Annotated in this window: 6 protein-coding genes, 8 tRNA genes and 2 rRNA genes; 15 read left to right on the top strand and 1 reads right to left on the bottom strand. The window is 40.0% G+C overall.

The genetic code is table 11. The annotated features are described in order from the left end of the window. The first annotated feature begins 84 nt into the window (after positions 1-84). The 14 genes from PODO_RS23720 to PODO_RS23650 all read left to right on the top strand — a co-directional run bounded on the left by PODO_RS23720 (position 85) and on the right by PODO_RS23650 (position 10,224). Positions 85-3,010 (top strand): 23S ribosomal RNA (locus tag PODO_RS23720). Positions 3,011-3,156: 146 nt separating this feature from the next. After that, positions 3,157-3,273, top strand: a 5S ribosomal RNA gene (gene rrf / locus PODO_RS23715). A 618-nt stretch (positions 3,274-3,891) separates the two neighbouring features. Further along, positions 3,892-3,966: transfer RNA gene (locus PODO_RS23705), tRNA-Glu, on the top strand. Between the two features lie 89 nt (positions 3,967-4,055). Continuing rightward, a tRNA-Val gene (locus PODO_RS23700) sits at positions 4,056-4,131 on the top strand. Between the two features lie 88 nt (positions 4,132-4,219). Then, positions 4,220-4,296 (top strand) — tRNA-Met (locus PODO_RS23695). Between the two features lie 25 nt (positions 4,297-4,321). Further along, positions 4,322-4,399 (top strand) — tRNA-Asp (locus PODO_RS23690). Positions 4,400-4,413: 14 nt separating this feature from the next. After that, positions 4,414-4,486: transfer RNA gene (locus PODO_RS23685), tRNA-Lys, on the top strand. Between the two features lie 36 nt (positions 4,487-4,522). Then, positions 4,523-4,597: transfer RNA gene (locus tag PODO_RS23680), tRNA-Gly, on the top strand. Between the two features lie 10 nt (positions 4,598-4,607). Then, positions 4,608-4,684 (top strand) — tRNA-Arg (locus tag PODO_RS23675). A 19-nt stretch (positions 4,685-4,703) separates the two neighbouring features. Then, positions 4,704-4,782, top strand: a tRNA-Leu gene (locus PODO_RS23670). Positions 4,783-4,981: 199 nt separating this feature from the next. Further along, positions 4,982-5,551 (top strand): RNA polymerase sigma factor, encoded by a 570-nt coding sequence (locus tag PODO_RS23665; protein WP_036687464.1) that lies wholly within the window; start codon positions 4,982-4,984, stop codon positions 5,549-5,551. Between the two features lie 685 nt (positions 5,552-6,236). Beyond that, on the top strand, positions 6,237-7,781 hold the full coding sequence (locus tag PODO_RS23660; protein WP_038573026.1) for a radical SAM/SPASM domain-containing protein: 1,545 nt from the start codon (positions 6,237-6,239) through the stop codon (positions 7,779-7,781). Between the two features lie 69 nt (positions 7,782-7,850). Then, positions 7,851-8,039, top strand: coding sequence for a hypothetical protein (locus tag PODO_RS23655; protein WP_036687467.1), 189 nt, complete (start codon positions 7,851-7,853; stop codon positions 8,037-8,039). A 331-nt stretch (positions 8,040-8,370) separates the two neighbouring features. Further along, positions 8,371-10,224, top strand: a complete 1,854-nt coding sequence (locus tag PODO_RS23650) for an ATP-binding cassette domain-containing protein (protein ID WP_038573025.1) — start codon at positions 8,371-8,373, stop codon at positions 10,222-10,224. 226 nt (positions 10,225-10,450) lie between these two features. On the opposite strand, the gene PODO_RS23645 is transcribed toward PODO_RS23650, so the two are convergent. Continuing rightward, the gene (locus tag PODO_RS23645; RefSeq protein WP_051491512.1) at positions 10,451-10,804 is read right to left on the bottom strand and encodes a BlaI/MecI/CopY family transcriptional regulator; all 354 of its coding nucleotides are present in this window, start codon (positions 10,802-10,804) and stop codon (positions 10,451-10,453) included. 397 nt (positions 10,805-11,201) lie between these two features. Here PODO_RS23645 and PODO_RS23640 point away from each other — a divergent pair, with 397 nt between their 5' ends. Further along, the gene (locus tag PODO_RS23640) at positions 11,202-12,143 is read left to right on the top strand and encodes a D-alanyl-D-alanine carboxypeptidase family protein (RefSeq protein ID WP_244886385.1); all 942 of its coding nucleotides are present in this window, start codon (positions 11,202-11,204) and stop codon (positions 12,141-12,143) included. Positions 12,144-12,153 lie beyond the last annotated feature (10 nt).

Genomic DNA, 12,153 nt, shown 5'->3' with positions numbered 1-12,153 from the left:
AACTTGTGCAAACAAGTAAATGTTATTAGTGAGATGATTCCAAAGAGAATGTCATCGTATGATATTTTTCTACGGAAAAATCAAGGTTAAGCTAATAAGAGCACACGGAGGATGCCTAGGCGCCAGGAGCCGACGAAGGACGTGGCGAACAACGAAACTGCCTCGGGGAGCTGTAAGCAAGCTTTGATCCGGGGGTGTCCGAATGGGGAAACCCAGCTGTGGTAATTCGCAGTTACTCATTTCTGAATACATAGGAAATGTAGAGGCAGACCAGGGGAACTGAAACATCTAAGTACCCTGAGGAAGAGAAAACAATAGTGATTCCGTCAGTAGCGGCGAGCGAACGCGGAACAGCCTAAACCTAAGAGCTTGCTCTTAGGGGTTGTGGGACGTCTCACATGGAGTTACAAAGGAATATGGTAGGTGAAGAGGTCTGGAAAGGCCCGCGATAGAGGTAAAAGCCCTGTAGCCTAAACTGTGTTCTCTCCGAGACGGATCCCGAGTAGTGCGGGGCACGTGAAACCCCGTATGAATCCAGCAGGACCATCTGCTAAGGCTAAATACTACCTGGCGACCGATAGTGAAACAGTACCGTGAGGGAAAGGTGAAAAGCACCCCGGAAGGGGAGTGAAATAGAACCTGAAACCGTGTGCTTACAAAAAGTCAGAGCCCTATTAATGGGTGATGGCGTGCCTTTTGTAGAATGAACCGGCGAGTTACGTTTAACATGCAAGGTTAAGCCGAGAAGGTGGAGCCGCAGCGAAAGCGAGTCTGAATAGGGCGAATTAGTATGTGGACGTAGACCCGAAACCGTGTGATCTACCCCTGTCCAGGGTGAAGGTGCGGTAACACGCACTGGAGGCCCGAACCCACGTACGTTGAAAAGTGCGGGGATGAGGTGGGGGTAGCGGAGAAATTCCAATCGAACTCGGAGATAGCTGGTTCTCCCCGAAATAGCTTTAGGGCTAGCCTCGGTATAAGAGTAGTGGAGGTAGAGCACTGATTGGGTGCGGGGTCCGCAAGGATTACCAAGCTCAGTCAAACTCCGAATGCCATATACTTATTGCCGGGAGTCAGACAGTGAGTGCTAAGATCCATTGTCAAAAGGGAAACAGCCCAGACCATCAGCTAAGGTCCCCAAGTGTGTGTTAAGTGGGAAAGGATGTGGAGTTGCACAGACAACCAGGATGTTGGCTTAGAAGCAGCCACCATTGAAAGAGTGCGTAATAGCTCACTGGTCGAGTGACTCTGCGCCGAAAATGTAACGGGGCTAAACACACCACCGAAGCTATGGCTAGATACTATGTATCTGGGGTAGGGGAGCGTTGTGTAGGGGTTGAAGGTGTACTGAAAAGAGCGCTGGACACTACACAAGTGAGAATGCCGGTATGAGTAACGAAAAGATCAGTGAGAATCTGATCCGCCGAAAGCCCAAGGTTTCCTGAGGAAGGCTCGTCCGCTCAGGGTAAGTCGGGACCTAAGGCGAGGCCGAAAGGCGTAGTCGAAGGACAACAGTTTGAAATTACTGTACCACCGTAATCCGCTATGAGCGATGGGGTGACGCAGGAGGGTAGTGACGCGGACTGATGGATGTCCGTCTAAGCAGTGAGGCTGATGTGTAGGCAAATCCGCACATCGTTAAGGCTGGGCTGTGATGGGGAGCGAAAATTATAGTAGCGAAGGTCATGATCTCACACTGCCAAGAAAAGCCTCTAGCCAGGAGAAGGTGCCCGTACCGCAAACCGACACAGGTAGGCGAGAAGAGAATTCTAAGGCGCGCGGAAGAACTCTCGTTAAGGAACTCGGCAAAATGACCCCGTAACTTCGGGAGAAGGGGTGCCCCGGTAGTGTGAATAGCACGAGGGGGCCGCAGTGAAAAGGCCCAAGCGACTGTTTAGCAAAAACACAGGTCTGTGCGAAGCCGCAAGGCGAAGTATACGGGCTGACGCCTGCCCGGTGCTGGAAGGTTAAGGGGAGTGGTTAGGGGTAACCCGAAGCTATGAACCGAAGCCCCAGTAAACGGCGGCCGTAACTATAACGGTCCTAAGGTAGCGAAATTCCTTGTCAGGTAAATTCTGACCCGCACGAATGGCGTAACGACTTGGGCGCTGTCTCAACGAGAGATCCGGTGAAATTTTAATACCTGTGAAGATGCAGGTTACCCGCGACAAGACGGAAAGACCCCATGGAGCTTTACTGCAGCTTGATATTGAATTTGGGTACGATCTGTACAGGATAGGTGGGAGCCGTAGAAATCGGAGCGCAAGCTTCGGTGGAGGCGCCGTTGGGATACCACCCTGATCGTATCTAGGTTCTAACCTAGTACCCTTACCGGGTACGGGGACCGTGTCAGGCGGGCAGTTTGACTGGGGCGGTCGCCTCCTAAAGAGTAACGGAGGCGTTCCAAGGTTCCCTCAGAATGGTTGGAAATCATTCGCAGAGTGCAAAGGCATAAGGGAGCTTGACTGCGAGACCTACAAGTCGAGCAGGGACGAAAGTCGGACTTAGTGATCCGGTGGTACCGCATGGAAGGGCCATCGCTCAACGGATAAAAGCTACCCTGGGGATAACAGGCTTATCTCCCCCAAGAGTCCACATCGACGGGGAGGTTTGGCACCTCGATGTCGGCTCATCGCATCCTGGGGCTGAAGTAGGTCCCAAGGGTTGGGCTGTTCGCCCATTAAAGCGGTACGCGAGCTGGGTTCAGAACGTCGTGAGACAGTTCGGTCCCTATCTGTCGTGGGCGCAGGAAATTTGAGAGGAGCTGTCCTTAGTACGAGAGGACCGGGATGGACGTACCGCTGGTGCACCAGTTGTTCCGCCAGGAGCATGGCTGGGTAGCTACGTACGGACGGGATAAGCGCTGAAAGCATCTAAGCGTGAAGCCCCCCTCAAGATGAGATTTCCCAATTAGTAAGACCCCTTGAAGACGACGAGGTAGATAGGTTGGAGGTGGAAGTGCAGCAATGCATGGAGCTGACCAATACTAATCGGTCGAGGGCTTATCCTATACTTAGAATGCAGATTCGTTTCGGATTCAGTTTTCAGGCATCAAGCTCAGATTTATATAGTCCAAGTGACTGTGTGATGATGAATTTGTTTTCAGCATTTGGCGATGCTGAGACCTGAATAATGCATTTGTACCGCAAATGCCCGTTTGGTGGCGATAGCGGAGGGGTTCCACGCGTACCCATCCCGAACACGACCGTTAAGCCCTCCAGCGCCGATGGTACTTGGACCGAAGGGTCCTGGGAGAGTAGGACGTTGCCAAGCACGCAAGACCACTGTTGAGTATTCGACAGTGGTCTTTTTGTTGTACGATGTTTAGCAGTTTATTATAAGGATAGGCAATCACTGTGAAGTGGTTTTTGAATGAAAATTAGTTCATGGAGGCAAATGATCATGATTATATGGATCAATGGTGCTTTTGGTCCAGGGAAGACAGAAACCGCAAATGAAATTTATCGAAGAAAAACATAGCTAGCGAATATGATGGAATAATTATCGTACCTATGACCCTAGTGAATCCGGATTATTGCAGGGAAATCATCAGCAAGTTAATTGATGGAGGTATTGAGCTTTATCATTTTAGTTTGTGTGCCTCCCGAGAGACCTTGCTTAAGAGATTAAGCATTAGAGTGAAGGAAAAGACTCTTGGGCTGCTCAGCAGATCGACAGGTGCATCAGAGGGCTTGATCACGAGGTATTTAAGCAGCATCTAGACACGAATGATAGAACTATAGGTGAAATCGTTGAGATAATATCTCAAAAGCTTCATATCAATCTATTACCTAGGAAGAGTAAAAAGAAAAATAATTAGTTTAGGTATTGCTATACTTAATAATACATGATATAATCTTTTTTGTTGTCAAAACAATTTGTTTTTAAAACGGCCCGTTGGTCAAGGGGTTAAGACACCTCCCTTTCACGGAGGTAACATGGGTTCGAATCCCATACGGGTCACCATTTCTTCTTGAAACAACATTAGACTTCTAGAAAAAATGGTTGCATTACAGTTTTGATTGTGTTATGATAATTAAGTTGCTTCTTTACATGGAGGCTTAGCTCAGCTGGGAGAGCATCTGCCTTACAAGCAGAGGGTCGGGGGTTCGATCCCCTCAGCCTCCACCATAACACATCCCTAAAAGTGAAGTTAATGCTTCACTGAGGAATCCGGATACTTTCCGAGGAATCCAAGGGAATTAATACTTTTTACTGACGCGGGGTGGAGCAGCCCGGTAGCTCGTCGGGCTCATAACCCGAAGGTCGCAGGTTCAAATCCTGCCCCCGCAACCAATTTTCATTAAGCAATTATTCTTCTGGAACCGTGGTGTAGTTGGCCTAACATGCCTGCCTGTCACGCAGGAGACCGCGGGTTCGAATCCCGTCGGTTCCGCCATTTTCTTGCTTTATGAGCCATTAGCTCAGTTGGTAGAGCACCTGACTTTTAATCAGGGTGTCGAAGGTTCGAGTCCTTCATGGCTCACTTCTTTAGTGAGTCGGACATCAATACATACCGTGTGCGGACGTGGCTCAGCGGTAGAGCATCGCCTTGCCAAGGCGAGGGTCGCGGGTTCGATTCCCGTCGTCCGCTCCATATAAATTTTGCGCCCTTAGCTCAGCTGGATAGAGCGTTTGACTACGAATCAAAAGGCCGGGAGTTCGAATCTCTCAGGGCGCGCCATATTTTAACTTAATACTTTGCCGGTGTGGCGGAATGGCAGACGCGCTCGACTCAAAATCGAGAGGGAAACCGTGGAGGTTCGAGTCCTCTCACCGGTATATCGAAAAAACTTGTAAGATTGCTTCCAGCAATTTTACAAGTTTTTTTTATTTTTTAAATATAGCTATTTCTAGTGGTCTTTTTGTTTCGCTGAATGCTTCTAGTAGCATATATTGTGAATCATACATCACTTCCAAAATAAGGTTTATCAACTATTATTATGTATTATAATGTAAATTAAAGGGAGTGAAAATATTCATGTTCTTCACCATCCTATCTACTGTAGAAGTTAACGAGGATGTTGTATTTCTAACAGAGCTATACGATAGGTATTATCCTATTATGAAAAAGAAGGCTTATGAGATCTTGCAGGACTATGATGTTGTTGATGATATGATACAGGAGTCCTTCGTCAGACTAATCAGTAAAGCCGCATTATTGCGTTCCCTAGACCTGCATAAACAAGTATCCTATCTGGTCCATACCGTACATAATACTAGTATTAATCATGCGAAGCAGCGCAAAAGACATCTGAATCATACCTCTTCAGGGATAACCGCTGACAGTATAGAGCAAATAGCCGACAAGCAGCCTAGCATCGAGGAGATGTATAGCCTCAAGGAGGATTACACAGAGATTGCCAAGATACTCAGTGAGTTATCAGAACGGGATCAGACTTTATTGTATAACAAGTACATTCTTGAATGGAGTGATCACAAGCTTGCTGCTTCTATGGATGTCCAAGCGGTGAATATTAGATCCTATTTGACCAGAGCCAGGCGCAGAGCAATGAAGCTGCTTCTTAAGAATGGCGGAAGTGGAGTATGAAGAAACATCTGCATAAGAAAAAAATAGAGGGAAATTACGAAGAAATCTTTATTTGCATGACCTTAGAGAGTAGAATATGCTGAACCTGCTGTACAGGAGAAGATAATAATACCCTTTATAGTATATCTCGGTGACATCTGTTTCGCTGACTATTGAGAGTGGGAGAACAATAAAGAATTATACGGATTATGATACTTCTATTACTCTCACCCTACAAAAGAGGTAAAACAGCAGCAATCAATGGTCTGATGTGAAGTCTTGGACCCAGTCTTTCTCGAGCATGGGCTAACATGCTTCGAACGGGTTTAACTATGTCAATTCCGGGAATACCTACCGGGTGGTACATATAACAAAATTTGTGGAATATAGTACGGTTCTGGAGACAATAAACTCCTATTCGTATGAATTCAAGTATTAAGACTCCGATTCTAGCCTAGCAAAAAAGAGCAGCGCTTATGCTGCTCTTTTTTGATTTAGAGTGTTGCAGGTTTCTATGCGAAGTTGTCTATTAAAATATGGGGCTCGGTTTAGTCTTATCAAGTAGAGTTTTCGCCTACTAAACTTCATAACCTAGATGTGGTAAGACCAAAAAGTAACATATTAAAAAAATAATGTGTTGATATTTTTTTAATATGTTACTATAATAATATTCAAGAGTTGTATTTTAATGGCAGGAGGTAATGAAATGGATTTATATAAAGATAACTTCGAAAACTTTTCAGAACTCTTTAATTACATCCAAGAATACAAAAAAGAAAAACCAGCACAAACAGCACTTTCCATAGGGAAGATATTCTCTGAACATAACTTTTACTACTTCTACGATAGTGGTACAAGTAAGGTTGTGATGCTTGACAATGATATAGCTCAGTTATTTGAATTGTTAATTTCCTCTAATAAAAGCTTAGATGAATTAAATCAATATATTTATGCTCACAACGTTAATGTAGATGAATTAATGACTTCAATTAATGAGGAGGATTTATTCAAAGGATTCAAAATTAAGCACTTATATAATGACATATCCCTAGAGTATATAAAAAATGAAATGAATACAGGGACAACGCAACTCATTTTGGAATTAACTGGAAAATGCAACATGCGTTGTCGCTATTGTATATATCATGATGGGTATCCTCACAATCGGGCGTTTACTTCAAAAAGAATGTCATCTGATACGGCGCTTAAATCTATTGATTACATGAAACTTTATGGGGATCAGCAGGAAGTTTCTATTACTTTTTATGGTGGAGAGCCTTTACTTGAATTCGAGCTATTAAAAGAAGTTATTGAATACTCGAAGGTTGCTTTAGCAGGAAGGACTATACAATTTTCTTTTACTACTAACTTGTCTGTATTAACCCCCAAAATGGCTGAATATTTTTCTACCGTTGACAATTTATCTATTCTTTGTAGCATTGATGGTCCCAAAGAAATACATGATATGTATCGAGTTTATAAGAATGGCTCAGGCTCATTTGATGACGTTTTCAAGAAATTCAAATTATTAAATAGTGTAGCTAGAAAAAATGGTAAAGAAATGCACATAAGTGCAAATGCGGTGTACATGCCTCCGTTTAGCGAAGAAAAGGTTTCTCAAATAGATGACTTTTTTACAAATTTAGATTTTACTCATGAAGATTTCCGATATCAATTAGGTTATGCCGGTCCTGGTACTGTGCCTGAAGAATTGCTTAAAAGCTCCGATTATAATGACCAATCGCTACGACAATGGCAGGATAAGCAAATCAGTATTACTAGCAATTTGGAAGAAATTAAAGAACAAACTATCTTTAATTCACTTGACAGAATTCATAAAAGAAGTGTAACAAAAAGAGCTACTAATTTTGTGCCAATGAACGGTTGTTGTGTTGTTGGATCCCGACGATTATTTGTTTCCGCAGATGGCGATTTTCTCGCATGTGAAAGGATAGGAAACAGTCCTTCAATAGGAGATATAAATCAAGGGATTATTGAGGAAAAGATTTATAAAAAATATGTTTATGAATTTTCCGAAGTTTGGGAAAATATTTGCTCTGATTGTTGGGCTGCTAAACTTTGTAGTAGTTGTTATGTAGACAGAATGGATTCTTCGGGAGTCAGGGAACCTGATCTTGCAGAGTGTGAATATTATAGAAGTACAACAGAACGTAGTTTAAGGAATTATCACAACTTACTTAGGACATCACCGGAACAGTTAGCAATCTTTAATGAAGATGTTCTTTTATAACAATTGATTTCTCGGTTTAATTGTTCTCATTTAAACCTGGATAAATACATAATGAAAGGAGGTGAGAATATGCTGAAAATTATGAATCCATATCAACAGCAAGCTATTGACAATGAGAGCATAGCTTTTCGTGCGCCATGTGTGTGTAACTCTAAATTAGCGAACCAAGCAGCTACTAAGGTTTCAGGAACTGGTTGTCAATGCTCTTGCATCGGTTCAGTAAATGAAGCGGCTAACCAAGACGCAGCAAGAAACTAGTTTTACAAACCAGCAGTATGTGTAATTCTCAATTAACGAACTATTCAGTTAAATAAAATTTCAGAACCTGATTGTAATTGCTCTTGCGTCGGTTCTGTAAACAACGCGTATAACTCCGACGCGGCAAGAAATTGAGTTTCACAATACAACAGTGTCTTCGTCCAATACCGACGAAGACACTGTTGTATTCAAATCTAAGGTTGTTAGACTGGAGTTACTCTTCAGAAGGCTATGACCTATATTGAAATACAATAACCATACCACATTATTCTTCAGGGTTTAGTCACGTCCTTAGTACTTAGAACACAATTAATACTGGAGGATAATTGAGATGAAGAAATTCAACAATTTTAGACACTTTAGTAACTACTTTGCTATTATAAAAACTACTCTAAGCGTATTATTCGCCTCTTCAAAAAAATACTTCATATTAATTTTAGTCTTAAGTTCTGTTATGGCTTTACCTGATATCATAAACTTAATTGTATGGCAGCATATAATAGATCAAATAGGTTCTCTTTTAATAAATGACACCAAAGATTATATTATCATAATATATCTCTTTCTTCTTCATTTCATTATTGTACTAATAAAATTAATTATTAATAAAACTACAAATTATGTAAAGGAAATTTATACTGTATTAGTTGATAAGTATATAACAAATAAAACTATTGAAATTGTAGACAGCATGGAAATGCAAGATTTCGAAGATCCAAGACTACATAATGACATCCAAAAAACAAATGACGAGTCAACAGTGAGAAGTATAGGTATTTTGAATAACATTGTTGAGATTATCATGAATATGACTTTATTCGTTGGTACAATAAGTATATTGGCATCTTACCAGATAAGTATAGTGATTATCATCATACTATCAATAGTCCCAAGTACAATAATTAATTTAAAATCTATGTCAAAGTTATTTGAAGTATATGATAAACGATATGAAAAAACTAGGTACTATAGTTCTTTAAAGGATATGATAGTTACATATGAAAATTTCAAAGAAATGAAATTATTTTCCAACATATCTTTTATACAGAATATCATTAATAATATTTTTGAAAAGATAATTGAGCAAGATAAAAATGTAAAAAGAACTTTAACTATAAAATCTACAGTAGGTGATTCTATTCAACATTTACTGACCTATTTATTGAAAATAATTATAGTTGTTAATGGTATTATGAGTAAACTGTCAATCGGTGTGATCATAATGAGTATTGAAACTGCTACCAAGCTGCAAAATGCTTTGATCAATTTAATAAGCTGTGCTTTGACACTATATGAAAATTGTTTGTATTTATTGAGCTTTGAAAGGTTAAACAAAATAAATTCAATAAAAAGCGAGGAAGTTAGTGAGGATTTAATAAAGGATTTTGTCGTGGATTCAATTGAGTTTATAGGAGTTTATTTTAAATATCCAAGCTCATGTAACCATATATTAGAAGATATAAATTTGACATTAAAAAAAGGATTTGATTATGCAGTTGTCGGATATAACGGAAGTGGAAAAACTACGTTGATCAAGCTCATTTTAGGGTTATATGCACCAACAAAAGGCGAGATATTAATCAATGGCATTAATAGAACTATGTACGACAAGAAAGCCTATTTCGAGAAAATGAGCGCGATGTTCCAGGATTTTGTGAAGTTTCCGCTTACAATAAGAGAAAATATTGGAATTTCAATGGTTGATAATATTAACAATATGCCAGTTATAATAGAAGCTTCCGTCTTAGGTCAAGCACATGATTTTATTAATGAATTGAATAGGAAATTTGATACAAAATTATTGATTGGATGGGAAAATAGTGAGGATATTTCAACAGGACAATGGCAAAGACTTGCTATCTCAAGAAGTTTCGTCCGGGAAGCAGACGTTATGGTATTTGATGAACCAACAGCAGCTTTAGATGCTAAGACAGAAAGTGAAGTCTTTGAAAATATGGTAAACAAAAAAACAGAGAGGATTAATATAATTATTACTCATAGATTCACTAATATAAAAAATATTGATCAAATAATTGTAATACACGAAGGAAAAGTAGACGCTGTGGGGGATCATGATTTTCTGATTAGCAATAATAAAATATATGCGGAGCTGTATGACATTCAAGCAGACAACTATAAAGGATTCATTAAAGAGCCTGCTCTTGCTGGTGAGTTGTTAAAATAATATAAAGAGCTCAAAGCAGTAATCAGTGCTTGACAAAGTGTCCAAAAGGTGAAAATGGAAAAACATCTGATACTCCTGTATTGTTGTAATTCTTGAAGAAGGAATAAACAGATGTCTATATAGTATATCAACAAAATGCTTGACATACTTAATTTTTCAGTTTTCATACTCGTCCTATATGAATTTTATCTTTAACTACGGTGAGATTAAACTTGGATTTGCATAACTACTTCAATTCTTTTAAACAATCTAACTCATTATTTTCTTTAAAATGTTCTACAAAGTTCGATACTGAAAAATTCTTAGCATTTATTTTTAAAATTTGCAACTGATATGCAGCATATTGTTCTGCACTTATAACAGGCTTATAACTTCTTGTTAATACGGTGCCACTATATACAATGTCAGAAATTTCAATATATTCCTTTTTCAATAAATTCCGAACCGCTGCTTGAACGGTATTAATACCCAATCCGTCCCCTTTATCTGCGATGGCTGATGCGGTTAAATTTCCGCCATCTCGCCAAAAAACCAATAACACATCTTGTTCTTTTTGACTGATTCTAGGCAGTTTTTTCATTTCATTCACCTTTCATATAGTAGGTTGTGTTTATTATAATTGCTAAATTACAATATATCAATCTTAAAATAGTGACATCATATTTTTTTATTCTTAAAATTTACTGGTTTGTTATTAGAGCATATTAAGGGATATATGAGTGATTTACAAAGAAAGAATCAACGTTAGGCAATACCAACATTGCAGTAAAATATTTAGATGATATTTTTTTGATGTCACTATTTATTTGAAACATTATATATATAACGCTCGGTTGAAGTTCGTGTACGGCAGGATACTAATGAAGCAGAGAAGAATAGCAAAGCCAAACCATTTATTTAAGAAAAATTTAAGATCTACACACCTAGATTTTTAAGGTGTTGAATCTATACTTTGTACCAAGAAGAATAGGGATAAAATGGAAATGGAGAAAGGTGAACGTAGCAAGCTAAAGAACAGGAAACCCAAGTTAGTAAGAATATCAGTATTCACAATTGTTCTTCTCGGAGTGCTAATAGGAACAGCAAGTAAACTGAATTTAGATTCACAAAAGGTCTTGCCATTCTTTGGACAGAACACTTATGCCAGTCCATATATTTATGTCTATGACAGAGAGTCTGATCAAGCCATTTACGAAGAAAGTGCGGGAGCCAAGGTTTATCCTGCTTCACTGACAAAAATTATGACCGCAATTGTCACCCTTGAGCATGTTGATGACTTATCTGTAATCGCGCCGGTAGACCGGAGAACGTTCGGCGAGCTTCTTGCAAGTAACTCTTCTATGGCCGGATTTTGCGAAGATGAGGAGGTTACCTACCAAGACTTGTTATATGGGACGCTTCTCACTTCTGGCGGTGAAGCGGCAAACACTTTAGCTGTCCATGTTGCGGGAAGTGTGGAAAATTTTGTTCTGATGATGAATGATAAAGCCGCTGAATTCAGCTTAAATGGTACACATTTCACTAGTCCTGAGGGCCTTCATGATGACAATCAGTATACAACCGCTTCAGACGTGGGAAAGCTTTTGGATTATGCATTAGCTAACGAGGATTTTAAAAAGATGTTTACTCAAGAGACATACCTGACGACATCAACAACAGACCATCCAGAAGGGATTCTGTTAGAATCGACGGTACTGAAGTACCTTAATGAAGATCAGCAAATCGGCTTCAAAATTATTGGAGGTAAATCGGGAACTACATCTGCTGCTGGACAATGTTGGGCAACACTTGGGTTAGTGAATAACCGTGAGTATATAGTCATCGTCATGGGGGCGCCATTAGAGGACATTAGTCATCCAGATCAGGCTCAGATTAGGGATACTTTAAATTTATACGGAAAATTAAGTCAGTTGAAATAAACGATAAAAT

This window comes from Paenibacillus odorifer, assembly GCF_000758725.1.
Classification (GTDB): Bacteria; Bacillota; Bacilli; order Paenibacillales; family Paenibacillaceae; genus Paenibacillus_AQ; species Paenibacillus_AQ odorifer.
This window is presented reverse-complemented; position numbering and strand designations above follow the sequence as displayed.

Excerpts from the sequence above, each read along its gene's own strand:
- PODO_RS23640 (WP_244886385.1), top strand. The coding sequence starts at position 11,202 with ATGGAAATGGAGAAAGGTGAACGTAGCAAGCTAAAGAACAGGAAACCC.
- PODO_RS23650 (WP_038573025.1), top strand. The coding sequence starts at position 8,371 with ATGAAGAAATTCAACAATTTTAGACACTTTAGTAACTACTTTGCTATT.
- PODO_RS23665 (WP_036687464.1), top strand. The coding sequence starts at position 4,982 with ATGTTCTTCACCATCCTATCTACTGTAGAAGTTAACGAGGATGTTGTA.
- PODO_RS23645 (WP_051491512.1), bottom strand. The coding sequence starts at position 10,804 with ATGAAAAAACTGCCTAGAATCAGTCAAAAAGAACAAGATGTGTTATTG.
- PODO_RS23660 (WP_038573026.1), top strand. The coding sequence starts at position 6,237 with ATGGATTTATATAAAGATAACTTCGAAAACTTTTCAGAACTCTTTAAT.
- PODO_RS23655 (WP_036687467.1), top strand. The coding sequence starts at position 7,851 with ATGCTGAAAATTATGAATCCATATCAACAGCAAGCTATTGACAATGAG.